This window comes from Pseudomonas sp. PARCl1, assembly GCF_947311875.1.
Taxonomy (GTDB): Bacteria; Pseudomonadota; Gammaproteobacteria; order Pseudomonadales; family Pseudomonadaceae; genus Aquipseudomonas; species Aquipseudomonas juntendi.
On the sequence record NZ_CAMZMX010000001.1, the window covers coordinates 172879 to 196181 of the forward strand.

Consider the following 23303-nt stretch of genomic DNA (forward strand, 5'->3'; position numbering starts at 1 on the left):
TGGCGCCGATTACCGCGGCGCCAGGTACCAGCCACGGTCCGAGACCGTGCCCTGCAACGGTACGTCCCAACTGGCCTGCGCCAGCCGCTCGACCTTCTGGCACTCATGCGCCAAGCCCAGCAGCAACGGTTTTTTCCAGCTTTGCCGGCGCCCCTGGTAGGCCAGGCTGCGGTCATAGAAGCCGCCACCCATGCCCAGGCGGCCGCCCACCTCATCAAAGCCCACCAGCGGTAACAGAATCAGGTCCAGTGCCCAGATGGGCCGTTGGCGTTTGCGCTCGATAACCGGTTCGGGGATACGGAAACGGTTGGGTCGCAGTTTTTCCCCTGGCTCGAAACGCTGGAACACCATGCGCGTGCGCGGCCAGGCATGCAGTACCGGCAGGTAGGTGCGCTTGCCGCGGCGCTGGGCTTCACGCAATAACAGGCGCGGGTCTATTTCGCCGTCGTTGGGCAGGTACAGGGCAATGTGCCTGGCGCGGCGGAATAGGGGGTGCTGGGCCAGTTGCCGGTACAGCCCACGGGCCGCCTGGCGTTGCTGGGCGGGGGTGAGGGCGCGACGGGCATTGCGCAGCAAACGGCGAAGCTGAGGGCGGGTAAGCGGCGCGGTGTCGGTCATGGCACAGGCGATCCCAGGGGTGCTGGCCGCCAGACGCGGCACAAACGAATTGCCCGCCACAGGGGGCGGGCAAGGAATTCAGGCTCCCCGATAAGACCGCTATCGGTGTAGCCCTTGAACCCGAAAGTTCAAGGTGGAGATTGCAGGGGGCGTTAAGGCTTTCCGTCGGGCGGACATGCACACCGGCCCCAGCGTGCAACCCCCGTGGTTGTGCGTATCGGCTCAGGGACATAACCGACTGGCGCATCCCCCAGGGAGTGGCGCCAGTATACCAATCTCAGCCGATTTTGGTATCCGTGTCGTCGGACAAAGCCTTGTCTACCCGATCCAGCAGGTCGCGCACCTGTTCGCGGTTGGTGCCGCTGACGGGCGCCGCGCTGCGGTCTTCCTGGCGGTGCAGCATCTCGTGGGTGATGTTCAACGCGGCCATGACGGCAATGCGGTCGGCGCCGATCACCTTGCCGCTGCTGCGGATCTCGCGCATCTTGCTGTCCAGGTAGCGGGCTGCGCTGACCAGGTTGTTGCGCTCTTCCGGCGGGCAGATGATCGAGTAGTCCTTGTCGAGGATCTGCACGGTGACGCTATTGCTTGAACTCATGAGTCTTGCTCCAGAGCCTTGAGGCGTAAAATCATCGACTCGACCTTGCGCTTGGCTATCTCGTTTTTTTCGATGAGGTGGGCGCGCTCTTCGCGCCAGGACTTTTCCTGAGCTACTAGGAGTGCATTTTGCCGTTTTAGTTGCTCGACACGTTCGATCAGCAGCTCGAAACGGCTCATCAGTGCCTGCAGGTCGTTCTCTTGCGTGGGTTGCACTCGATTCGCTCCGTCGTTCGGTCACCTGGCGATGATGCCTCTCCCTGGGTGGCGACGGCCAGTGCCGATGGTCTTGGCGCGCCTGCCGGTGCTAGGATACAAGGCCTCATTCTAGTCATTTGCGCCGTCTGGCGCCTAGCTGCCCATGCCCAATACCCAATCGCCCTACATCGCTTTCGCCATGCTGCTGTCCAGCAATGGCCACCCTGTCACCCCGGCCGAACTGCACGGCCTGCTGATTGGCCGCAGCTGCGCCGGTGCCGGCTTCGATGCCGACGGCTGGCTGGCCGACGCGGCCCAACTGCTGGAAACCGAGCCCGGTGACACCGTGCGTAACGCCCTGGTTGGCCTGCAGGAAATGGTCAAGGGCGAGCTCACCAGCGACGACATGGCCATCGTTCTGCTGCTGCCTTCCGACGATGCCGCGCTGGCCGACCGCGCCACCGCGCTGGGGCAGTGGTGCCAGGGCTTCATCACCGGCTTTGGCCTGAACGCCGGCGGCAACGACTTGTCCGACGAGGCCAAGGAAGTGCTGCAGGACCTGGTGGCCATTTCCCAGGTGCAGGAAGCCCTCGAAGAATCCGAGGACGGCGAGAGCGACTACATGGAAGTCATGGAGTACCTGCGCGTTGCGCCGCTGCTGCTGTTCTCCGAGCTGGCCAAGCCTTCCGCACCCGCGCCCAAGCCATCGCTGCACTGATCAACCAGGGGTAGTCTGCCCATGAGCCACATTCCCAAGGCCGAGTATGCCCGGCGGCGCAAGGCGCTGATGGCGCAGATGGTCCCCAACAGCATCGCCATCCTGCCCGCCGCCGCGGTTGCCATCCGCAACCGCGACGTCGAGCACGTGTACCGCCAGGACAGCGACTTCCAGTACCTCAGCGGCTTCCCCGAGCCAGAGGCGGTCATTGCCCTGATCCCCGGGCGTGAGCACGGTGAGTACGTGTTGTTCTGCCGAGAGCGCAACCCCGAGCGGGAGCTGTGGGATGGCCTGCGCGCCGGCCAGGAAGGCGCGGTGAGTGATTATGGCGCCGACGATGCATTCCCCATCGCAGACATCGACGAAATCCTGCCTGGCCTGATCGAAGGCCGCGAGCGGGTGTACAGCGCCATGGGCAGCAACCCTGAATTCGACCGCCGGTTGATGGACTGGATCAACGTGATCCGCTCCAAGGCCCGGCTGGGTGCCCAGCCACCGAACGAGTTCGTTGCGCTGGATCATCTGCTGCATGACATGCGCCTGTATAAATCGGCAGCGGAAGTGAAGGTCATGCGCGCAGCTGCAGACATTTCTGCGCGTGCCCATGTGCGGGCCATGCAGGCCTGCCGGGCCGGGTTGTACGAATACAGCCTGGAAGCCGAGCTGGACTACGAGTTCCGCAAGGGCGGGGCGAAGATGCCGGCCTACGGTTCCATCGTTGCCGCTGGGCGCAATGGCTGCATCCTGCACTACCAGCAGAATGACGCACCGCTCAGGGAGGGCGACCTGGTGCTGATCGACGCCGGCTGCGAAATCGACTGCTACGCCAGTGACATCACCCGCACCTTCCCGGTCAGCGGGCGCTTTTCACCCGAGCAGAAGGCTATCTACGAGCTGGTGCTCAAGGCGCAGGCGGCCGCGTTCGCCGAAATCGCCCCCGGCAAGCACTGGAACCATGCCCATGAGGCGACCGTGCGGGTCATCACCACCGGGCTGGTGGAACTGGGCCTGCTGGAAGGCGATGTGCAGGCGCTGATCGACAGCGAAGCCTACCGCGCCTTCTACATGCACCGCGCCGGCCACTGGCTGGGCATGGATGTGCACGATGTGGGCGAGTACAAGGTGGGGGGTGAATGGCGGGTGCTGGAACCGGGTATGGCGCTGACCGTCGAACCGGGTATCTACATTGGTGCCGACAATCAGGCCGTGGCCAAGAAGTGGCGCGGCATTGGCGTAAGGATCGAGGACGACGTGGTGGTGACCAGGCAAGGTTGTGAAATCCTCACTTCGGGCGTGCCACGCACGGTCGCCGAGATCGAGGCGCTGATGCAGGCTGCACGCAAGGACGCCGCATGAACCGGGTAAACCTGGCAATCATTGGTGGCGGCCTGGTGGGTGCCAGCCTGGCGTTGGCCTTGCAGGCCGGGGCCAAGGCCAGAGGCTGGAAAATCCTGCTGATCGAGCCGTTCGCCCCTGGCGACAGTTACCAGCCCAGCTACGATGCCCGCTCTTCGGCCTTGTCCTTCGGCACCCAGCAGATCTACCAGCAACTGGGCCTGTGGCAGGCCATTGGCCAGCGCGCCGAGCCGATCCGGCAGATTCACGTCTCCGACCGTGGCCGCTTTGGCGCCACCCGCCTGGATGCCCAGGAAGAAGGCGTGCCGGCGCTGGGTTACGTGGTGGAGAACGCCTGGCTGGGCCAGTGCCTGTGGCAAGGCCTGGACCGCGAGGTGGTCAGCTGGCGCTGCCCGGCAGAAGTGACCGCGCTGCAGGCGGTCGACGGTGGCTACCAGCTGCGCTTGAACGACGACACCCAGCTGCAATGCGACCTGGCAGTGCTGGCCGACGGCGGCCGTTCTGGTTTGCGCGAGCAACTGGGCATCCAGGTACGCCATACGCCCTACCAGCAAAGCGCCCTGATCGCCAACATCAGCCCTGGCGAGGCCCATGGCGGCCAGGCCTTCGAGCGCTTCACCGAAGACGGCCCCATGGCCCTGCTGCCATTGCCGGATAACCGCTGCGCGCTGGTATGGACCCGCCAGGGCATGGACGCAAAACGCCTGGCCGCGATCGACGAGCGCAGTTTCCTGCGCGAGTTGCAGGGGGTGTTCGGCTACCGGCTGGGCGCGCTGCGCCAGGTGGGTGCACGGCATCTGTACCCGCTGTCGTTGATCGAAGCCCAGGAGCAGGTGCGGCCACAGTTGGTGGTGCTGGGCAACGCTGCGCACAGCTTGCACCCGATTGCCGGGCAGGGGTTCAACTTGTCGTTGCGTGACGTGCAGGCGTTGGCCGAGGCGCTGCTTGCCGGCCCGCAGCGCCCGGGCGACCTGGCCACGCTGCAGGCCTATCACCAGCGCCAGCGCCTGGACCAGGCCATGACCATCGGCTTCTCCGACCAGGTCACCCGCCTGTTCGGCAGCCAGCAGCCGTTGCTGGCCGCCGGGCGCAACCTGGGCCTGCTCGGGCTCGACCTGCTGCCACCGGCCAAAAGCTGGTTCGCTCGCCAGGCCATGGGCCTGGGCACCCGCCCCGACCGGCAGGGCCAGGCATGAGCAACCCCCGTAAACGCGCACGCCGGGCGCGCATGCTGCGCTGGCTGTTGAACCTTTACCCGCCTTACCTGGGGGCAGGTATCAGGGTGCAGCACATCAGCCCGGACCTGCGCAGCGTGAAGGTGGCGATGAAGCTGACGCGCTGGAACCGCAATTACGTCGGTACCCAGTTTGGCGGCAGCCTGTATGCCATGGTCGACCCGTTCTACATGCTGTTGCTGATCGAGCAGCTGGGGCGCGACTACATTGTCTGGGACAAGGCCGCCAGCATCGATTTCATCGCGCCGGGCAAAGGCCCGGTGTTTGCCGAATTCCACGTCGATGACGCGCTGCTGGACGACATTCGCCAGCAGACCGCTACCGGCAAGAAGTGCCTGCCGCGTGTGCAGGTCGATATCCGCGATGGCGCCGGCGAACTGGTGGCGCGGGTCGATAAAACCCTATATGTGCGGCTCAAGCCGCAAGCGAGGCTGGCGTAGGCATGGAAATGCGCGCAGATCTGTTGATTGTCGGTGCCGGTATGGTCGGCAGCGCCCTGGCCCTGGCGTTACGCCACAGTGGCTTGCAAATCCTCTTGCTCGACGGCGGCCCGCTGACGGTCAAGCCGTTCGATGCCCAGGCGCCGTTCGAACCGCGGGTCAGCGCATTGTCGGCCGCCAGCCAGCGCATTCTCGAACGCCTCGGGGCCTGGGAAGGCATCGCCCAGCGGCGTGCCACGCCGTATTCCGACATGCATGTGTGGGACGGCAGCGGCACCGGGCAGATCCACTTTTCGGCAGCCAGCGTGCACGCCCAGGTGCTCGGCCATATCGTCGAGAACCGCGTGGTGCAGGACAGCCTGCTGGAGCGCCTGCACGACAGCGATGTCGGCCTGCTGGCCAACGCGCGGCTGGAACAACTGCGCCGCTCTGGCGATGACTGGCTGCTGACCCTGGCCGATGGCCGGCGCCTGCGCGCGCCGCTGGTGGTCGCGGCCGATGGCGCCCATTCGGCCGTGCGGCGGCTGGCCGGTTGCGACACCCGCGAATGGGATTACCTGCACCACGCCATCGTGACCAGCGTGCGTTGCAGCGCCGGGCACCAGGCCACAGCCTGGCAGCGCTTCACCGATGAGGGGCCGCTGGCCTTCCTGCCGTTGACCCGGGATGGCCAGCAAGACTGGTGCTCGATCGTCTGGTCGACCACGCCGGAGCAGGCCGAGCGGTTGATGGCGCTGGATGACGCTGCCTTCGTGCAGGCCCTGGAGCGGGCCTTCGAGGGGCGCCTGGGGAGCGTGTTGCAGGCCGACCCACGTGTGTGTGTACCGCTGCGTCAGCGACACGCCAAGCGCTACGTGGAGCACGGCCTGGCGTTGGTGGGTGATGCGGCCCACACCATCCACCCCTTGGCCGGGCAGGGCGTCAACCTGGGGTTTCTGGATGCGGCGGTGCTGGCCGACGTACTGGGCAAGGCCTGCGAGCGTGGCGAACGGCTGGCGGATGTGAAGGTACTGAGCCGTTACGAGCGCCGGCGCATGCCGCATAACCTGGCGCTGATGGCGGCGATGGAAGGGTTCGAGCGGTTGTTCCAGGCCAACCCGCTGCCGTTGCGCTGGTTGCGCAACAGTGGGCTGAAGCTGGTGCAGCAGATGCCCGAAGCCAAGGCGATGTTCGTGCGCCAGGCGTTGGGGCTGTCCGGGGATTTGCCGGAATTGGCCAGGGCTTGAGATGGCCGGGGCCGCTTTGCGGCCCCTCTGCAACATCCGGTAACGGCTCAATGGATGAGCAAGAAAATGGGATTCACTACCATTTGCGCCTCTCATACCTTCCGAGGAGCGCTTTCCATGTTGCCACGCAAGCCCCTACTGGCCGCCCTGGCCCTGACTTTGTTCGGCGGCACCGCCCAGGCAGCGGAAGAAGTGGTGGTGTACTCCTCGCGCATCGATGAGCTGATCAAGCCGGTGTTCGATGCCTATACCGCCAAAACCGGCGTCAAGATCAAGTTCATCACCGACAAGGAAGCGCCGCTGATGCAGCGCATCAAGGCCGAGGGCGACAATGGCGTGGCCGACCTGCTGCTGACCGTCGATGCCGGCAACCTGTGGCAGGCCGAGCAAATGGGCATCCTGCAGCCGATCAAGTCCGCCACCATCGACCAGAACATTCCGCCGCAGTACCGCGCCTCGTCCCATGACTGGACCGGCCTCAGCTTGCGCGCGCGCACCATCGTCTACTCCAGCGAGCGGGTCAAACCGGCAGAGTTGAGCACCTACGAGGCCCTGGCCGACAAGCAATGGGAAGGCCGCCTGTGCCTGCGCACGGCGAAAAAGGTCTACAACCAGTCGCTGACCGCCACCCTGATCGAAACCCATGGCGAGGCGAAGACCGAGCAAATCGTCAAAGGCTGGGTCAACAACCTGTCCACCGATGTGTTCTCCGACGACAACGCGGTGATCCAGGCCATCGAGGCCGGCCAGTGCGACGTGGGCATCGTCAACACCTACTACTACGGCCGCCTGCACAAGCAGAACCCGCAGTTGCCGGTGAAGCTCTTCTGGCCCAACCAGGGCGACCGTGGCGTGCACGTGAACCTGTCGGGCATTGGCCTGACCAAACATGCACCGCACCCCGAGGCGGCGACCAAGCTGGTGGAGTGGATGACGGGTGAAGAAGCGCAGAAGCTGTTCGCCGACATCAACCAGGAATTCCCGGCCAACCCGAAGGTCAGGCCATCGGAAGAAGTGGCAGCGTGGGGCAGCTTCAAGGCAGACAGCATTCCGGTGGAAATTGCCGGCAAACGCCAGGCTGAAGCCATCCGCCTGATGGATCGGGCTGGCTGGAATTAAGCGCCGGGCTTTATCCTCTCGGGGCCTGAAAGGGCCTCTTCGCGGGGTCGCCCGCTCCCACAGGATCTGCACTGCCCTTGAGATTTGGGCAGTCCCTGTGGGAGCGGGCGAGCCCGCGAACGACCGCAAAGCGGTCGCAAACCAGCCATAGAGACATTCACCTTGTCCCACACCCCCCAACGCCGCTGGTACTTGCCGGTATCGCTGATCGCTGCCCTGGTGCTCCTGCCCCTCAGCGTGCTGCTGCTGTCGTGGCAATCCATAGACGTGCAGATCTGGTCGCACCTGCTCGACACCCAGATGAGCCGCCTGCTGGGTAACACCCTGACGCTGGTTCTGGGGGTGGGCATCGGCGTCACCGTGCTGGGCGTCAGCCTGGCCTGGCTCACCAGCCTCTGTGAGTTCCCCGGCCGGCGCTGGCTGGACTGGGCGCTGATGTTGCCGTTCGCCATACCCGCCTATGTGCTGGCTTTCGTGTTCGTCGGCCTGCTGGACTTCGCGGGCCCGGTGCAGACCGCACTGCGCGAGGTATTCGGCCCCATGCGCCTGCCCCGGGTGCGCTCTACCGGCGGGGTCATCATCGTGCTGGTGCTGGTGTTCTACCCCTATGTCTACCTGCTGGCGCGCACGGCGTTCCTGGCACAGGGCAAAGGCTTGATGGAGGCCGCGCGGGTGCTTGGGTTATCACCCTTGCAGGCCTTCTGGCGGGTGGCGCTGCCCATGGCGCGGCCGGCGATCGGCGCCGGTGTCGCCCTGGCGCTGATGGAAACCCTGGCCGATTTCGGCGCGGTGGCGGTGTTCAATTTCGACACCTTCACCACAGCCATCTACAAGACCTGGTACGGGTTTTTCAGCCTGTCCAGCGCAGCCCAGCTGGCCAGCCTTTTGCTGCTGGCGGTGATGCTGGTGCTGTACGGCGAGCGCCGTGCCCGCGGCGCCAGCCGCAGTGGCAACGAGCGGCCACGCGGGCAGGCGCTGTACCGCTTGCGCGGGCTGAAGGCGTTGCTGGCCAGCGGCTGGTGCCTGCTGGTGTTCGCCTGCGCCTTCGTCATCCCGCTGCTGCAACTGCTGGTGTGGTTCTGGCAGCGCGGGCGGCATGACCTGGACGAGCGCTATGTCGGCCTGGTGTCGCACACCTTGTACCTGGGCGCCATGGCCGCGCTGCTCACCGTGAGCGCAGCATTGCTGCTGGCCTTCGCCCGGCGCCAGGCGCCGAGCGCCGGCATACGCGCCGGGGTCGGCCTGGCCAACCTGGGCTATGCCTTGCCCGGTTCGGTGTTGGCGGTGTCGATCATGCTGGCCTTCAGTTACCTGGACAACCAGCTGGTCATCCCGTTGTCCGGCTGGTTGGGCGGGGCCGGCAAACCGTTGCTGCTGGGCAGCCTGTCGGCCTTGCTGCTGGCTTACCTGGTGCGCTTTATCGCCGTGGCTTACGGGCCACTGGAAAGCAGCCTGGAGCGCATTCGGCCTTCTTTGCCCGAGGCTTCACGCAGCCTGGGTGTCGGCGGTGCCAGGTTGTTCCTCAAGGTCTACCTGCCGCTGTTGCTGCCTGGCGCCCTCAGCGCCGCCTTATTGGTGTTTGTCGACGTACTCAAGGAAATGCCGGCCACCTTGCTGATGCGGCCGTTCGGCTGGGACACGCTTGCTGTGCGGGTTTTCGAGATGACCAGTGAAGGCGAATGGGCGAGAGCGTCGTTGCCCGCCCTGACGCTGGTGCTGGTGGGCCTGTTGCCGGTCATCGGCCTGATCCGCCGTTCGGCCCGTCGACCCTGCCACGGTCACTGAGGGTGCCAGCGCGCGGGCTTGCGGCTACAATGCGCGGCATTCGCGCGGCGGGTGTCAAACAACAAGAGCTGACGCGCAACGTCATCGACCGCCGCCGCTTCGCCACGCCCGGAAGGAGAAACCCATGGGACAGCGCACGCTTTTGTACGACCTGCACTTGGCGCTAGGCGCCAAAACGGTCGATTTCGGTGGCTGGGACATGCCCCTGCACTATGGCTCGCAGGTCGAGGAGCACCATCAGGTGCGCAGCGATTGCGGGGTGTTCGATGTCTCCCACATGACTGTGATCGATGTCGATGGTAGCGATGCCACCGCCTGGCTGCAGCGCCTGCTGGCCAACGATGTGGCCCGCCTCGTCGACACTGGCAAAGCGCTATACAGCCCGCTGCTGCAGGCGCAGGGCGGAGTGATCGACGACCTGATCGTATACCGCACGGAACATGGCTATCGCCTGGTCACCAACGCCGCCACCCGCGCCAAGGTGCTGGGCTGGCTGCAGCAGCAGCGTGACGGTTTTGCCGTGGACTTCAAGGTCCGCCCCGACCTGGCCATCCTTGCCATCCAGGGCCCGCGTGCCCGAGAAAAGGTTGCGCCCCTGCTTAGCGCCGCGCGTGCCGCGCTGATCCGCGAACTGCGCCCATTCGAGGGCTTTGCCGAAGGCGACTGGTTCATTGCCCGCACCGGTTATACCGGTGAAGACGGCCTCGAGATCATCTTCCCTGGCGACCAGGCCGTGGGCTTCTTCAACGACCTGGTGGGTGCTGGCATCGCCCCCAGCGGCCTTGGCGCCCGCGACACCCTGCGCCTGGAAGCCGGCATGAACCTGTACGGCCAGGACATTGACGAGCAGCACACCCCGCTTACCTCCAACCTGGGCTGGAGCATTGCCTGGGAGCCTGCCGAGCGTGACTTCATTGGCCGCGCTGCCCTGTTGGCGGAAATCGAGCACGGTGTGCAGGAAAAACTGGTCGGCCTGGTACTGGAAGAGCGCGGCGTGCTGCGCGCCCATCAGGTCGTGCGTGTCGCCGGTATTGGCGAAGGGGAGATCACCAGTGGTAGTTTCTCGCCTACGCTGAGCAAGTCCATTGCCTTGGCGCGCGTGCCCATGGCCACTGGTGACCGGGCCGAGGTGGAAATTCGCGGCAAGTGGTACCCGGTGCGGGTGGTCAAACCGACCTTCGTGCGCCACGGCAAGATCCTGATCTGAACCATTATTTACCGGCGGGCGTACCGCTGAGCCAATCGAGGAATTCAAGACATGAGCAATATCCCCGCCGAACTGCGTTTCGCCGAAAGCCACGAGTGGGCCCGCCTGGAAGCTGACGGCAGCGTCACCGTGGGCATCAGCGACCACGCCCAGGAGGCCTTGGGTGACGTGGTGTTCGTCGAACTTGCCGAAGTCGGCAAGGTGTTCGCCGCGGGCGACGCTGCCGGTGTGGTCGAGTCGGTCAAGGCCGCTTCGGACATCTATGCCCCAGTGGGTGGCGAAGTGATCGCGGTGAACGAAGCGCTGGCTGACAGCCCGGAGCTGCTCAACGAAGAGCCTTACGGGGCGTGGATCTTCAAGCTCAAGCCAAGCGACAAGGCCGAGCTGGACAAGCTGCTGGATGCTGCTGGTTACAAGGCTGCGATCGGCGAGTAAGACCGCGTCGCCTGCTTCGCGGCTAAAGCCGCTCCTACAGGTATTGCATGGCCCTTGCGTCTTGCGCGACCCCTTGTAGGAGCGGCTTTAGCCGCGAAGAGGCCGGGCCTGCAACCAACTTTCCCCGCACAACCGGCAATCCCTTCCTAGACTTGTAGTCTCCATGAGAGCTGTTCCAGGAAGAGAGCGTGGTCATGTCCCAGTCGCCGTCCCTGCATCAACTGCAAGAGCTCAACCCGTTCCTGCGTCGCCACCTGGGCCCGGATGCCGCCGAGCAGCAGGCCATGCTCAATGCACTGGGCGTGGCGAGCCGCGCCGAGCTGATCGAGCAAACCGTTCCGCCAGGCATCCGCCTGAAGCGCCCCCTCGACCTGCCACCGGCACTCGACGAGCAGGCGGCCTTGGCCAAACTCGCGGGTTATGCTGCGCAAAACCAGGTATGGACCAGCCTGATCGGCATGGGCTACCACGGCACCATCACCCCCACGGTCATCCTGCGCAACGTGCTGGAAAACCCCGGCTGGTACACCGCCTACACGCCTTACCAGCCTGAAATAGCCCAGGGCCGGCTGGAGGCGCTGCTGAACTACCAGCAGATGGTCATCGACCTGACCGGGCTGGCCCTGGCCAATGCCTCGCTGCTGGACGAGGCGACTGCCGCCGCCGAGGCCATGGCCCTGGCCAAGCGCGTGGCGCGCAGCAAGAGCAATGCATTCTTCGCCGATGAGCACTGCCACCCGCAAACCCTGTCAGTGCTCAAGACCCGCGCCGAAGGCTTCGGCTTCGAACTGATCATCGACTCTGTGGATAACCTGAACACGCATGCGGTATTCGGCGCCTTGCTGCAGTACCCCGATACCCACGGCGAGGTGCGCGACCTGCGCCCGCTGATCGAGCACTTGCATGGCCAGCACGCCCTGGCCTGCGTGGCTGCCGACCTGCTCAGCCTGGTACTGCTCACGCCGCCCGGCGAGCTGGGCGCCGATGTGGTGTTGGGTTCCAGCCAGCGCTTTGGTGTACCGATGGGTTACGGCGGGCCACATGCGGCGTATTTCGCCTGCCGCGACGATTACAAGCGGGCCATGCCCGGGCGCATCATCGGCGTGTCGCGTGATGCCCGTGGCAACACCGCGCTGCGCATGGCCCTGCAAACCCGCGAGCAGCATATCCGCCGTGAAAAAGCCAACTCCAACATCTGCACGGCGCAGGTGCTGCTGGCCAACATCGCCGGCTTCTACGCGGTCTACCACGGCCCGCAAGGCCTTCAGCGCATTGCCCAGCGCGTGCACCGGCTGACGGTCATTCTGGCGGCCGGCCTTGCGGCCAAAGGCATCAAGCGCCTCAACCAGCACTTCTTCGACACCCTTACCCTCGACGTGGGTGGCGCACAGGCAGCCATCATCGAGAGCGCTGAAGCCGCACAGGTCAACCTGCGCATACTGGGCCGCGGCCACCTGGGCGTGAGCCTGGATGAAACCTGCAACGAGCAGACAGTGCTGCGCCTGTTGGACATTTTCGTGGGGGTTGACCACGGGCTGGACATCGCCGCGCTTGACCAGTCGGCCCTGGCCGAAGGCATTCCGCCCAGCCTGGTGCGGCATTCGCCGTTCCTTGCCCACCCGGTGTTCAACCTGCACCACAGCGAAACCGAGATGCTGCGCTACCTCAAGCAGCTGGAGAACAAGGACCTGGCGCTGAACCAGTCGATGATTCCGCTGGGCTCCTGCACCATGAAGCTCAATGCTACCAGCGAGATGATCCCGATCACCTGGCCTGCTTTCGCTCAGCTGCATCCGTTCGCCCCGGCGGGGCAGGCCGTCGGGTACAAGGCGATGATCGACGAGCTGGAAAGCTGGCTGTGCACCATTACCGGCTTCGATGCCATCTGCATGCAGCCCAACTCCGGGGCCCAGGGTGAGTACGCTGGCCTGATGGCGATTACCCGCTACCACCGCAGCTGCCAGCAACCGCAGCGTACCTTGTGCCTGATCCCGTCGTCGGCCCACGGCACCAACCCAGCGTCGGCACAGATGGCTGGCATGGAGGTGGTGATAGTCGATTGCGATCAGGGCGGCAACGTCGACCTGGCAGACCTCAAGGCCAAGGCCGGTGCAGCCGGTGAGCGCCTGTCGTGCCTGATGATCACCTACCCCTCAACCCACGGTGTGTACGAAGAGGGCATTCGCGAAATCTGTGACGTGGTGCACCAGCACGGCGGCCAGGTGTACATGGACGGCGCCAACCTCAATGCCCAAGTGGGGTTGGCGCGCCCTGCCGACATCGGTGCCGATGTGTCGCACATGAACCTGCACAAGACCTTCTGCATCCCCCACGGCGGCGGTGGTCCGGGCATGGGGCCGATCGGTGTTCGCGCTCATCTGCAACCCTTCGTCGCCAGCCACCCGGTGGTACCGGTCCCCGGCCTGGATCCGAACAACAGTGCGGTCAGCGCTGCGCCCTGGGGCAGCGCCAGCATTCTGCCGATCAGCTGGATGTACATTGCCATGATGGGCCCGCAACTGGCTGACGCCAGCGAGGTGGCGATCCTCTCTGCCAACTACCTGGCCAGCCAGCTGGCTGGGGCCTTCCCGGTGCTCTACCGCGGGCGTAACCAGCGCGTGGCCCATGAGTGCATACTCGATCTGCGGCCGTTGAAGGCGCTGACGGGCATCAGCGAGGAGGACGTGGCGAAGCGCCTGATGGACTACGGCTTCCATGCACCGACCATGTCGTTCCCGGTGCCGGGTACGCTGATGGTGGAACCGACCGAAAGTGAGTCCAAGGCGGAGCTGGACCGCTTTATCGAAGCGATGCTGGCAATTCGCGCGGAGATCGCGGACGTTCAGGATGGCAAGTGGCCGGCAGAGAACAGCCCGCTCAGGCATGCGCCGCATACCTTGGCCGATGTCCTGGGCATATGGGACAGGCCCTATAGCCTGGAGCAGGCGGTGGCACCGGCTGCGCATGTGCGCCAACACAAGTACTGGCCGGCGGTTAACCGGGTCGACAACGTGTATGGGGACCGCAACCTGTTCTGTGCCTGTGTGCCGGTGGAGGCTTATCGCTGATAGCGCAGGGGTGACCGATTGGGCGCGCAGCGCGCGCCCCGGGGTTTTACTCGGCTACCGCATTCTTGGCCAGGATGGCATTGGCCAGCTCCATGTCCGAGGCCTGCAGCCCCGGGTTCTCGGCCCGTGCCTGGTGCATGGCGGCTTCCAGGAACGGCCCACGAATCGCACCTTCGCTGGCAACGAAGCTGCTGGCGTCGTCCTGTGCGGCGAGGACAAGCTTGTGGTCCCGCGACGTCAGGTAGGTCGAACCAGTCGTTGCCCCGGAAGAAATCACGTTACGCCAAAAGGTATCAGCCATGGCCGAGCCCATAGGCAGCGAGAGCAGGGCAGCGGCGGCAACGGCAGTTTTGAGACGCATGTTGAAACACCTCGAAGGGTGGGGGTTGAAGATGCGCCGTTGGATCTTTTCCAATGGGGCAAGTTCCTGAATGCCGGGGCTTTTCGTCAGCCGCACACGCGCAACACCTCATGCATGCAGGTCTGCCCAGTGGTCACCTTGGCCTCGCCACAACGGCGAAGGTCCACCAGGCCATCGGCCCGGGCCTGTTGCCGCAGAATGGTCAGGTCGGCATCCCGGCCGATCAGCGCGCGCAGCTTGTCGCTGGGCTCGAGCAGTTCAAACAAACCGGTGCGGCCATGAAAGCCGGTGCCTCGGCAGGTACGGCAATGGGCGCAGGTATTCGCCTGGCAGTCCGGGTACAGGGTGCGCACCAGGCGCTGGGCCAGGACGCCGACCAGCGTCGCCTTGATCAGGTAGTCGGCCACGCCCAGTTCCTGCAGGCGGGTGATGGCCGCGCAGGCATCGTTGGTGTGCAGGGTAGACAGCACCAAATGCCCGGTAAGGGCGGCCTGTACCGCCACCAGGGCCGTTTCGCGGTCGCGTATTTCGCCGATCATGATGATGTCCGGGTCCTGACGCAGCAGGGCGCGTACCCCGGCGGCAAAACCAAGGTCCAGGGCGGGCTGCACCTGCAACTGGTTGAACGCCGGCTCCAGGCGCTCGATGGGGTCTTCGATGGTGCACAGGTTGACCTGTGGCGTGGCCAATAGCTTGAGGCTGGTATACAGCGTGCTGGTCTTGCCGGAGCCGGTGGGGCCGGTCACCAGGATGATGCCCTGGCGCTTGCCCAGCAGGCGCTGCCACTGGGCCAGTTGCTGGCCTTGCAGGCCGAGGCGGTCGAAGCCCTCGTGCAGTTGCTGCGGGTCGAACAGGCGCAGCACCAGCTTTTCGCCGTAGGCGGTTGGCAGGGTCGACAGCCGTAGCTCGACCTCACCGCCGCCGGGCAGGCGGCTGTGCAGGCGGCCGTCCTGCGGCCGGCGCTTTTGCGCCACATCCATGCGCCCCAAGTGCTTGAGGCGGCTGACCAGTGCCAAGGTTACGCCGGCAGGAAAGGCGTACACGTTATGCAGCAGGCCGTCGATGCGGTAGCGCAACTGGCCCTGATCGCGGCGGGGTTCCAGGTGAATGTCGCTGGCACGTTGTTCGATAGCGTACTGCAGCAACCAGTCGACGATGTGCACGATGTGCGCGTCGTCGGCGCTGGCTTCGGCCTGGCGCTTGCCCAGTTCCAGCAGTTGCTCGAGTTCGCCCAGGCCGGCGGCCTGCTGGTATTGCGCGCCTTTTACCGACTGGGCGAGGTGCTCGAACGACTGCCCTGCCTGGCGGATCTGCAACGGGCTGGCCAGCACCCGGCGAATCGGCCGGCCCAGGCTGCGGGCCAGGTCGGCCTGCCAGTCGTTCTGGTAGGGCTCGGCACTGGCGACGGTAACGCCGAGGGCGTCGGCTGCGACGATGAGGATGCCGTGGCGCTGGGCGAAGGCCGGTGCGATCAGGCCGCTGACCTGGGGCAGGTCGAGCTGCATGGGGTCGATGCGCAGGTAAGGCTGGCCGACCTTGCGGGCCAGCCATTGGCAAAGGTGCTCAAGGTCCAGCTGCTGGCCAGGCTGTTGGCGGTGTTCCAGGCTGCAGGCGGCGATCTGTTCGAGCGGATGGCAAGCGGGGTGGGCGGCGGCGTTGTCGAGCACGTGCTCGGCGTCGTTGGCGTGCAGGTGCTGGTCGGCGACCAGGGCGGCGAGCACGCGTTCAAGGTCGAGGGTCATTGTGTGGGGGCTATGCATGCTGGGCGTCCGTGCCTGATCGGGAATGTGCCGATCAGGCTAGCCGGGCGGGGCGCGGGCATCACGGGGGAAGGGTTTCGGGGTTTTACACGTACGGTGTAGAGGCATTCCGCGAGGCTATAGGCCAATGCCAGTCAGTTAAGTAATTTGGGGCCGCTTTGCGACCCTTCGCGGGCACGCCCCACAGGGGATCGCGCATTTCTTGAGTTCAGCGCCTAATGTGTGGGAGCGGGCGTGCCCGCGAAGGGCTGCAAAGCAGCCCCAGTAACGCTTAACTGACAGGCATTAGGCAGCCTTTATTCGCTATGATTTGACCATTTTGCTTGGCTGTCGAATTGAGCAATTCGTCAGCACCCACTATGGAGAAACAGCAATGCATAGCGAGCTGGACGCCTACGATCGGCGCATTCTTGAACTGCTGCAAGAGGACGCTTCGCTTTCCAGCGCGCAGATTGCCGAGCGTGTGGGGCTGTCACAGTCACCGTGCTGGCGGCGTATCCAGCGTTTGAAGGACGAGGGGGTGATTCGTGGGCAGGTGACCTTGCTCGACCGCAAGAAGATCGGCCTGAACACCCAGATATTCGCCGAGGTGAAGCTCAATGCCCACGGGCGCTCCAACTTCACCGAATTCACCGAGGCCATTCGCGGCTTCCCGGAGGTGCTGGAATGCTATGTGCTGATGGGCGCGGTGGATTTTTTGCTGCGCATCGTTACCTCGGATATCGAGGCCTATGAGCGGTTCTTCTTCGAAAAGCTGTCGAACGTGCCGGGGATTCAGGAAGTGAACTCGATTGTGGCGCTTTCAGAGATCAAGTCCACGACCAGCCTGCCGCTCAAGACTCGCTGACGTGGTTTCGTGTAGGAGCGGCCTTGCGTCGCGAAAGGGCCGCAAAGCGGCCCCGGCAGTATGTGCTTGAAGCGCAGATCCCGGGGGCGCTTCGCACCCCTTTCGCGACGCAAGGCCGCTCCTACAGGGCCGCATCAGGCCTTGAGCAGGTGCTTCCAGCCACGGCTCTGGTCGACTGCCCGAGCCTGGTCGATGCGTGCTTCCAGCACTTCATCGCTGATCGGCAGTTCGGCCAGCTCGTGCAGCTTCTTCAGGTCGCCATACAGGCGGTCCATCTGCGGTGCTTCCAGCACCTGGCGGGCGTGGTGCAGCCAGGCCAGCAGTTGTTCGATCCGCGGCAGCTGCTCAGCCAGGTCTTCGGGGCGCTGGGTGTACAGCGGCAGCTTCAGTGCACGGCCTTCTTCACCCAGCAAATGGCCCATCCAGCTGGCCAGCTGCGCCTTGCCCTGGCGTTCGCCACGGCCCTTGCGTTCCACTGTCCAGGTGCGGGCCAGCAGCCAGCGTGAGGTTTCCAGCGAGAACTGGCCCCAGCGCACGTCTTCCAGCTCTTCGGCAAACTGCTCGGGCGCGGCGCGGCGGATGTCTTCGTCGTCGTTACCGGCCTGCACCAGCGGGCGCCAGTCTTCCAGCAGGGCGTCGAGGCTGCTGCGCAGTTCACGGGTAGCGGCACGCGGTGCGGCCTGGCCCAGGCTGGCGGTCAACGCGCGCAGTTCGCTCAGGCACTCGACCCAGTCCTGCAACAGGCGCCAGTGGCCATTGTGGCGGTACTGCTCGGCCAGGCGCTGGCTGCTGCCCAGCAGTTGCCAGGCCAGGGCGGCGTAGGCGTCGTCCACGGCCATTTCTGCGTCCAGCTCGGCATCTGGCAGGCCCAGCTCATAGCTGTCTGGCTCCAGCAGGCGGTAGCCGCGCTCGGCCTTGCTGATGTCGCACGGCATCAACGGCAGGCTGGCGGCCAGCTCGGCGGCCAGTTCCAGCAGTGCCTGCGGCTCACCTTCGCGCAGCTCAAGCTCCAGCTCGCAGATGGCTTCCTTGCGCTTGCCGGCGACCACGAAGCCTTGGTCCAGCGCGGCCTCGATCACCACCTTGCTTTTGCCACGGCCCCAGGCGATTTCGGCGAACTCGCGGGTGAAGTCCGTGGTGAACAGTGGCTTGATGGTCTTTTTGTCCAGGCCGGCCAGTTGTTCGGGCCAGCAGGTGGCATCGAGCTTTTTCAGGTCCAGCTTGGGCTTGTCCAGGTTCCACTCGTACTCATTGCGCTCCGACAGGCCCGCTACGCTCTGGCCGCGGCACTTGAGGGTCTGGATGACCACATCGCCATCGCGACGCAGGCGCAGGGCCACGCGCGCGGCGGACAGCTCACGCTCGGGGGTGTCGAAGTACTGGTTGGTCAGTTCGCGGGTCTGCCAGCCGGACTTGTTGCGCTTTTTCAGCAGAGGGTGCTCGCGCAGGGCGGCAAGGGTCTCGCGGCTGGCGCGTAGCTTGAGTTCGGTTTCTTTGTGCATCACAGACTCGAAGGAGGGGGCGTGGTTGGCAAGGAGTTTACAGCAGTCGGCCGCGCTCTGTCGGGTCGCGGTGGTTTCTTCGCGGGCTCGCCCGCTCCCACAGGCAAAGCGCAGCCCTTGAAGGCATTGAAATCCCTGTGGGAGCGGGCAAGCCCGCGAAGAAGCCCACACGCTTGCCCTGGGAACGATAGGCATTGTTATGATGGGCAACGCTTCCCAGGAGTACGCGCATGCCGTTGCCGACGCTGAAAGACCAGTTTGCCGCCTTGATCGCCGCGCCTTCGGTCAGTTGCACCCAGCCAGCGCTGGACCAGTCCAACCGCCAGGTCATCGAGCTGCTGGCCGGTTGGCTGGGCGACCTGGGGTTCCAGTGTGACATTCAGCAGGTCAGCCCCGGCAAGTTCAACCTGCTGGCCAGCCGCGGCACCGGCCCGGGCGGCCTTGTGCTGGCGGGGCACAGCGACACCGTGCCCTACGACGAACAACTGTGGCGCAGTGACCCGCTGAAGCTGACAGAAACCGACGGGCGCTGGGTTGGCCTGGGTAGCTGCGACATGAAAGGGTTCTTCGCCCTGATCATCGAAGCCGTCATTCCGCTGCTGGAGCACGATTTCAAGCAGCCCCTGCTGATCCTCGCCACCTGTGACGAAGAAAGCTCCATGTCTGGTGCCCGCGCCCTGGCCGAGGCCGGCCAGCCGTTGGGGCGAGCGGCGGTGATCGGCGAACCGACCGGGCTGCGGCCGATCCGCATGCACAAGGGCATCCTAATGGAGCGCATCGATATCCTGGGGCGCAGCGGCCATTCCTCGGACCCAAGCCTGGGCCACAGCGCCATGGAAGCCATGCACGCGGTCATGGGCGAGCTGATGGGCCTGCGCCAGCAATGGCAGCAAACCTACCGCAACCCACAGTTCAGCGTGCCCACCCCGACCATGAACTTTGGCTGCATCCACGGCGGCGACAACCCAAACCGTATCTGCGGCCAGTGCGCACTGGAGTTCGACCTTAGGCCTTTGCCGGGCATGGATGCCGAGCAGTTGCGGTCGGCCATCCGCGAGAAACTGCAGCCGCTGGCCGAGCGCCACGAGGTCCGTATCGACTACGCACCGCTGTTCCCGGAGGTGCCGCCGTTCGAGCAGGCGGCCGATGCCGAGCTGGTGCAGGTAGCCGAACGCCTGACCGGCCATCGCGCCGAAGCGGTGGCGTTCGGCACCGAAGCACCTTATCTTCAGCAGCTGGGTTGCCAGACCATCGTGTTGGGCCCCGGCGACATCGCCTGCGCCCACCAGCCTGGCGAATACCTTGAAATGTCACGAATCGAGCCTACCGTGCGTCTATTGCGTGACCTGATCCGGCACTATTGCCTGCACTAAACGTCAATCGTACTGATTCGTTCCTGCCTAGAGGAGACCGCGCGTGACCGCAAGCCTGTTCCGACGATGATCCTGAACGCCCCGTGTATCGCCGTTCTCCGTCCACTTATCCACAGGCCCTGTCATGCCCGATTACGTCAACTGGCTGCGTCATGCCTCCCCGTACATCAATGCCCATCGCGACTGCACCTTCGTGGTCATGCTGCCTGGCGATGGGGTAGAGCACCCCAACTTCGGCAATATCGTCCACGACCTGGTCCTGCTGCACAGCCTTGGCGTGCGCCTGGTACTGGTGCACGGCTCGCGCCCGCAGATCGAAAGCCGTCTGGCTGAGCGCGGCCTGACGCCGCATTACCACCGCGGCCTGCGCATCACCGATGCCGCCACCCTGGACTGCGTGATCGACGCCGTCGGCGCCCTGCGCCTGGCCATCGAGGCGCGCCTGTCGATGGACATCGCGGCCTCGCCGATGCAGGGCTCTCGCCTGCGCGTGGCGTCCGGCAACCTGGTCACCGCACGGCCGATCGGTGTGCTCGAAGGGGTGGACTACCACCATACCGGCGAAGTGCGCCGGGTCGACCGCAAGGGCATCAGCCGCCTGCTCGACGAGCGCTCCATCGTGCTGTTGTCGCCCTTGGGTTACTCACCCACCGGGGAGATCTTCAACCTGGCCTGCGAGGACGTCGCTACCCGCGCGGCCATCGACCTGGGTGCCGACAAGCTGCTGCTGTTCGGCGCCGAGCCAGGTTTGCTGGACGCAGACGGCAAGCTGATACGCGAGCTGCGCCCACAACAGGTGGCCCCGCACCTGCAGCGCCTGGGCAGCGATTACCAGGGCGAGTTGCTGGATGCTGCGGCTGAAGCCTGCAAGGGCGGCGTCGCGCGTAGCCACATCGTCAGTTATGCCGAAGACGGCGCCCTGCTGACCGAGCTGTTCACCCGCGGCGGGGGCGGCACGCTGGTATCGCAGGAGCAGTTCGAGGTGGTGCGCGAGGCGACCATCGAAGACGTCGGTGGCTTGCTCGACCTGATCAGCCCGCTGGAAGAGCAGGGCATCCTGGTGCGTCGCTCGCGCGAGGTGCTGGAGCGTGAGATCGAGCAATTCAGTGTGGTCGAGCGCGAAGGCATGATCATCGCCTGTGCGGCGCTGTACCCGATTGCCGATTCCGAGGCCGGCGAGCTGGCGTGCCTCGCGGTCAACCCGGAGTACCGCCATGGTGGGCGGGGCGACGAATTGCTGGAGCGTATCGAGAGCCGTGCGCGGCAAATGGGCTTGAGTACCCTGTTCGTGCTTACCACGCGCACGGCGCACTGGTTCCGCGAACGTGGCTTTGCGCCGAGTGGCGTGGAGCGGCTGCCGGCAGCGCGGGCATCGCTGTACAACTACCAGCGTAATTCGAAGATTTTCGAGAAGTCTTTGTAAACCTGTACCGGCCCTATCGCCGGCAAGCCGGCTCCCACAGGGAAAGCGCCAGCCCTGAAGGTTGTGCAGTACCTGTGGGAGATTCTATGGTTCCTGGCAAGGGTAGCCGGAGCATCTTCAGCGCCTGTGAGATCGAGCGCCGCCCGCGCGGCGCTCGCTCTAACAGGCGCTGCCATACCTTGTGGCAAACACCTGTCAGCCCTAAGGCGATCCCTGTGGGAGCTGGCTTGCCGGCGATAGGGCCGCAAAGCGGCCCCGGCAATCTCAGCGTGTACAGAACATCTTGGCGGCGGCGTTTTGTTTACACGGTATGCAGGTACCAGTTGTACTCGAGGTCGGAGATCGAGTGTTCGAACTCCTCCAGCTCGCTTTCCTTGCACGCGACGAAGATGTCGATGTACTTCGGATCGATGTACTTGTTCAGAATCTCGCTGTCGTCCAGCTCACGCAAGGCATCGCGCAGGTTGTTCGGCAAGCTCTGCTCAAGTTGCTCGTACGAGTTGCCTTCGATCGGCGCGCCTGGCTCGATCTGGTTGGTCAGGCCATGGTGCACGCCCGCCAGCACGGCAGCCATCATTAGGTACGGGTTGGCGTCGGCACCGGCTACGCGGTGCTCGATGCGCACAGCATCGGCCGAGCCGGTCGGTACGCGCAACGCCACGGTACGGTTGTCCAGGCCCCAGCTTGGCGCGTTCGGTACGTAGAACTGCGCACCGAAGCGGCGGTAGGAGTTGACGTTCGGGCAGAGGAACGCCATGGACGCTGGCAGGGTCTCGAGCACACCGCCGACAGCGTGACGTAGCGCGGCGTTCTGCTCGGGATCCTCGCTGGTGAAGATGTTGTTGCCATCTTTGTCCAGCACGGAAATGTGTACATGCAGGCCGTTGCCTGCCTGGCCCGGGTAGGGCTTGGCCATGAAGGTGGTGTCCATTTCATGGTCGTACGCAATGTTCTTGATCAAGCGCTTGAGCAGTACCGCGTAGTCGCAGGCCTTGAGCGGGTCTGGCACGTGGTGCAGGTTGACTTCGAACTGCGCCGGGGCGCTTTCCTTGACGATGGCGTCGGCCGGGATGCCTTGTTCCTTTGCGCCTTCGAGGATGTCCTGCAGGCAGTCGGCATATTCGTCGAGGTCGTCGATCAGGTACACCTGGGTCGACTGCGGGCGTTTGCCCGAGATTGGCGAGCGCGGTGGCTGTGGGCGGCCGTTCACGTTCTCCTGGTCGATCAGGTAGAACTCCAGCTCGAACGCGGCGCAGATGGTCAGGCCCATGTCGGTGAACTTGCTCACCACCTGGCGTAGCACTTCGCGCGGGTCGGCGAAGAACGGCTCGCCTTCCAGCTCGTGCATGGTCATCAGCAGCTGGGCAGTGGGGCGCTTTTGCCACGGTTCGTTACAGAGTGTGTCTGGGATCGGATAGCAGATGCGGTCGGCATCGCCGATATCCAGGCCCAGGCCAGTGCTTTCGACGGTGGAACCGTTGATGTCGAGGGCGAAGAGGGAGGCCGGCAAGTTGATGCCTTTCTCGTAAACCTTGTGGAGGCTGGTGCGCTCTATGCGCTTGCCGCGCACCACACCATTCATATCTGCAATCAGAAGGTCAACGTAGAGAACCTCAGGATGTTCCTTAAGGAACGCGTTCGCTTCGTTAAGCTGAACGGCACGCGGGGGTACCGACATGATGCAACACCTTTGTTGTTAAAAATATCAATCAAGGGGGGCTTGCAAGACCAGTCAACCGAAAAGCCATACTGATGTCAAGCCAACCCCATGATGCCCTGAAATGGCCCATCTACGGCAGATTTGCTGCAAATCGGGGCATGGCATTATCCGCTATTTCCCCGGTAAAGAGCTATCTCAAGCGTGCCGTGTTTTATTTTTTACGCGGGTGTTGTGTAAAAAAATGAACAAGGCTAAGCTCGGTCTCAACCCAGAACACAATAATACGAGGGTCACATGGTCCGCTTGCCGCGACCTGAAAGCACTGCGTGCGCAGTGCCATCGGGTACCTCCGCCGTTCATGCAAGCTGCGTCGCT

The 23303-nt window shown here is 64.6% G+C and carries 20 protein-coding genes and 1 other RNA gene; 13 read left to right on the top strand and 8 right to left on the bottom strand.

Features of this window, described 5'->3' with window-relative positions:
* Window positions 1-9: 9 nt before the first annotated feature.
* From QME24_RS00820 to QME24_RS00835, 4 genes are all read right to left on the bottom strand, one after another.
* On the bottom strand, window positions 10-618 hold the full coding sequence (locus QME24_RS00820) for a 5-formyltetrahydrofolate cyclo-ligase (RefSeq protein WP_009684143.1): 609 nt from the start codon (window positions 616-618) through the stop codon (window positions 10-12).
* 80 nt (window positions 619-698) lie between these two features.
* A non-coding RNA gene (gene ssrS, locus QME24_RS00825) (6S RNA) lies at window positions 699-878 on the bottom strand.
* A gap of 17 nt (window positions 879-895) precedes the next feature.
* Entirely contained in the window at window positions 896-1216 is a 321-nt protein-coding gene (locus tag QME24_RS00830) for a cell division protein ZapA (protein ID WP_009684142.1), read from the bottom strand.
* Window positions 1213-1395 (bottom strand): TIGR02449 family protein, encoded by a 183-nt coding sequence (locus QME24_RS00835; RefSeq protein WP_029886233.1) that lies wholly within the window; start codon window positions 1393-1395, stop codon window positions 1213-1215. Before QME24_RS00835 ends, QME24_RS00830 begins: the two co-directional genes overlap by 4 nt.
* Window positions 1396-1576: 181 nt before the next feature.
* Here QME24_RS00835 and QME24_RS00840 point away from each other — a divergent pair, with 181 nt between their 5' ends.
* The 10 genes from QME24_RS00840 to gcvP all read left to right on the top strand — a co-directional run bounded on the left by QME24_RS00840 (window position 1577) and on the right by gcvP (window position 14002).
* Window positions 1577-2131: a YecA family protein gene (locus QME24_RS00840; protein ID WP_280091451.1), complete on the top strand. Its 555-nt coding sequence runs from the start codon at window positions 1577-1579 to the stop codon at window positions 2129-2131.
* Window positions 2132-2152: 21 nt separating this feature from the next.
* Window positions 2153-3487: a Xaa-Pro aminopeptidase gene (gene pepP / locus QME24_RS00845; RefSeq protein ID WP_009684140.1), complete on the top strand. Its 1335-nt coding sequence runs from the start codon at window positions 2153-2155 to the stop codon at window positions 3485-3487.
* Complete coding sequence (ubiH, locus tag QME24_RS00850) at window positions 3484-4683, top strand: 2-octaprenyl-6-methoxyphenyl hydroxylase (protein ID WP_054905399.1); 1200 nt, start codon at window positions 3484-3486, stop codon at window positions 4681-4683. Before pepP ends, ubiH begins: the two co-directional genes overlap by 4 nt.
* The gene (locus tag QME24_RS00855; RefSeq protein ID WP_009684137.1) at window positions 4680-5162 is read left to right on the top strand and encodes a DUF4442 domain-containing protein; all 483 of its coding nucleotides are present in this window, start codon (window positions 4680-4682) and stop codon (window positions 5160-5162) included. Before ubiH ends, QME24_RS00855 begins: the two co-directional genes overlap by 4 nt.
* Window positions 5163-5170: 8 nt before the next feature.
* Window positions 5171-6388 (top strand): 2-octaprenyl-3-methyl-6-methoxy-1,4-benzoquinol hydroxylase, encoded by a 1218-nt coding sequence (locus tag QME24_RS00860; RefSeq protein ID WP_166524963.1) that lies wholly within the window; start codon window positions 5171-5173, stop codon window positions 6386-6388.
* Window positions 6389-6505: 117 nt separating this feature from the next.
* Window positions 6506-7507, top strand: coding sequence for an extracellular solute-binding protein (locus tag QME24_RS00865; protein WP_047150145.1), 1002 nt, complete (start codon window positions 6506-6508; stop codon window positions 7505-7507).
* Window positions 7508-7669: 162 nt separating this feature from the next.
* Window positions 7670-9292 carry an iron ABC transporter permease gene (locus QME24_RS00870; RefSeq protein ID WP_054905397.1) on the top strand — a complete coding sequence of 541 codons (1623 nt, stop codon included), beginning with the start codon at window positions 7670-7672 and terminating at the stop codon, window positions 9290-9292.
* Window positions 9293-9416: 124 nt separating this feature from the next.
* Window positions 9417-10499 carry a glycine cleavage system aminomethyltransferase GcvT gene (gcvT, locus tag QME24_RS00875; protein ID WP_009684131.1) on the top strand — a complete coding sequence of 361 codons (1083 nt, stop codon included), beginning with the start codon at window positions 9417-9419 and terminating at the stop codon, window positions 10497-10499.
* 51 nt (window positions 10500-10550) lie between these two features.
* The gene (gcvH, locus tag QME24_RS00880) at window positions 10551-10934 is read left to right on the top strand and encodes a glycine cleavage system protein GcvH (protein ID WP_054905396.1); all 384 of its coding nucleotides are present in this window, start codon (window positions 10551-10553) and stop codon (window positions 10932-10934) included.
* Between the two features lie 194 nt (window positions 10935-11128).
* Window positions 11129-14002, top strand: a complete 2874-nt coding sequence (gcvP, locus tag QME24_RS00885) for an aminomethyl-transferring glycine dehydrogenase (RefSeq protein WP_054905395.1) — start codon at window positions 11129-11131, stop codon at window positions 14000-14002.
* Window positions 14003-14048: 46 nt separating this feature from the next.
* On the opposite strand, the gene QME24_RS00890 is transcribed toward gcvP, so the two are convergent.
* Window positions 14049-14363, bottom strand: a complete 315-nt coding sequence (locus QME24_RS00890; RefSeq protein WP_009684128.1) for a DUF2388 domain-containing protein — start codon at window positions 14361-14363, stop codon at window positions 14049-14051.
* Between the two features lie 86 nt (window positions 14364-14449).
* Window positions 14450-16123, bottom strand: coding sequence for a GspE/PulE family protein (locus tag QME24_RS00895; RefSeq protein ID WP_280091450.1), 1674 nt, complete (start codon window positions 16121-16123; stop codon window positions 14450-14452).
* 373 nt (window positions 16124-16496) lie between these two features.
* Here QME24_RS00895 and QME24_RS00900 point away from each other — a divergent pair, with 373 nt between their 5' ends.
* Window positions 16497-16970 (top strand): Lrp/AsnC family transcriptional regulator, encoded by a 474-nt coding sequence (locus QME24_RS00900; RefSeq protein WP_054905209.1) that lies wholly within the window; start codon window positions 16497-16499, stop codon window positions 16968-16970.
* Between the two features lie 134 nt (window positions 16971-17104).
* On the opposite strand, the gene QME24_RS00905 is transcribed toward QME24_RS00900, so the two are convergent.
* Window positions 17105-18472 carry a CYTH domain-containing protein gene (locus tag QME24_RS00905; protein ID WP_054905210.1) on the bottom strand — a complete coding sequence of 456 codons (1368 nt, stop codon included), beginning with the start codon at window positions 18470-18472 and terminating at the stop codon, window positions 17105-17107.
* A gap of 230 nt (window positions 18473-18702) precedes the next feature.
* On the opposite strand from QME24_RS00905, the gene argE reads away from it, so the two are divergent.
* A complete protein-coding gene (gene argE, locus QME24_RS00910) occupies window positions 18703-19845 on the top strand; it encodes an acetylornithine deacetylase (protein WP_029888016.1) in 1143 nt (380 codons plus the stop codon).
* A 124-nt stretch (window positions 19846-19969) separates the two neighbouring features.
* The gene (argA, locus tag QME24_RS00915) at window positions 19970-21268 is read left to right on the top strand and encodes an amino-acid N-acetyltransferase (RefSeq protein WP_029888017.1); all 1299 of its coding nucleotides are present in this window, start codon (window positions 19970-19972) and stop codon (window positions 21266-21268) included.
* 301 nt (window positions 21269-21569) lie between these two features.
* Here the strand turns inward: argA and QME24_RS00920 are convergent, their stop codons facing one another.
* Window positions 21570-22946, bottom strand: coding sequence for a glutamine synthetase family protein (locus tag QME24_RS00920; RefSeq protein ID WP_009681720.1), 1377 nt, complete (start codon window positions 22944-22946; stop codon window positions 21570-21572).
* Window positions 22947-23303 lie beyond the last annotated feature (357 nt).

Excerpts from the sequence above, each read along its gene's own strand:
- QME24_RS00865 (WP_047150145.1), top strand. The coding sequence starts at position 6,506 with ATGTTGCCACGCAAGCCCCTACTGGCCGCCCTGGCCCTGACTTTGTTC.
- QME24_RS00900 (WP_054905209.1), top strand. The coding sequence starts at position 16,497 with ATGCATAGCGAGCTGGACGCCTACGATCGGCGCATTCTTGAACTGCTG.
- pepP (WP_009684140.1), top strand. The coding sequence starts at position 2,153 with ATGAGCCACATTCCCAAGGCCGAGTATGCCCGGCGGCGCAAGGCGCTG.
- gcvH (WP_054905396.1), top strand. The coding sequence starts at position 10,551 with ATGAGCAATATCCCCGCCGAACTGCGTTTCGCCGAAAGCCACGAGTGG.
- gcvT (WP_009684131.1), top strand. The coding sequence starts at position 9,417 with ATGGGACAGCGCACGCTTTTGTACGACCTGCACTTGGCGCTAGGCGCC.
- ubiH (WP_054905399.1), top strand. The coding sequence starts at position 3,484 with ATGAACCGGGTAAACCTGGCAATCATTGGTGGCGGCCTGGTGGGTGCC.
- QME24_RS00855 (WP_009684137.1), top strand. The coding sequence starts at position 4,680 with ATGAGCAACCCCCGTAAACGCGCACGCCGGGCGCGCATGCTGCGCTGG.
- gcvP (WP_054905395.1), top strand. The coding sequence starts at position 11,129 with ATGTCCCAGTCGCCGTCCCTGCATCAACTGCAAGAGCTCAACCCGTTC.
- QME24_RS00820 (WP_009684143.1), bottom strand. The coding sequence starts at position 618 with ATGACCGACACCGCGCCGCTTACCCGCCCTCAGCTTCGCCGTTTGCTG.
- QME24_RS00920 (WP_009681720.1), bottom strand. The coding sequence starts at position 22,946 with ATGTCGGTACCCCCGCGTGCCGTTCAGCTTAACGAAGCGAACGCGTTC.
- QME24_RS00830 (WP_009684142.1), bottom strand. The coding sequence starts at position 1,216 with ATGAGTTCAAGCAATAGCGTCACCGTGCAGATCCTCGACAAGGACTAC.
- QME24_RS00895 (WP_280091450.1), bottom strand. The coding sequence starts at position 16,123 with ATGCATAGCCCCCACACAATGACCCTCGACCTTGAACGCGTGCTCGCC.
- argA (WP_029888017.1), top strand. The coding sequence starts at position 19,970 with ATGCCCGATTACGTCAACTGGCTGCGTCATGCCTCCCCGTACATCAAT.
- QME24_RS00860 (WP_166524963.1), top strand. The coding sequence starts at position 5,171 with ATGCGCGCAGATCTGTTGATTGTCGGTGCCGGTATGGTCGGCAGCGCC.
- QME24_RS00835 (WP_029886233.1), bottom strand. The coding sequence starts at position 1,395 with ATGAGCCGTTTCGAGCTGCTGATCGAACGTGTCGAGCAACTAAAACGG.
- QME24_RS00905 (WP_054905210.1), bottom strand. The coding sequence starts at position 18,472 with ATGCACAAAGAAACCGAACTCAAGCTACGCGCCAGCCGCGAGACCCTT.
- QME24_RS00890 (WP_009684128.1), bottom strand. The coding sequence starts at position 14,363 with ATGCGTCTCAAAACTGCCGTTGCCGCCGCTGCCCTGCTCTCGCTGCCT.
- QME24_RS00840 (WP_280091451.1), top strand. The coding sequence starts at position 1,577 with ATGCCCAATACCCAATCGCCCTACATCGCTTTCGCCATGCTGCTGTCC.
- argE (WP_029888016.1), top strand. The coding sequence starts at position 18,703 with ATGCCGTTGCCGACGCTGAAAGACCAGTTTGCCGCCTTGATCGCCGCG.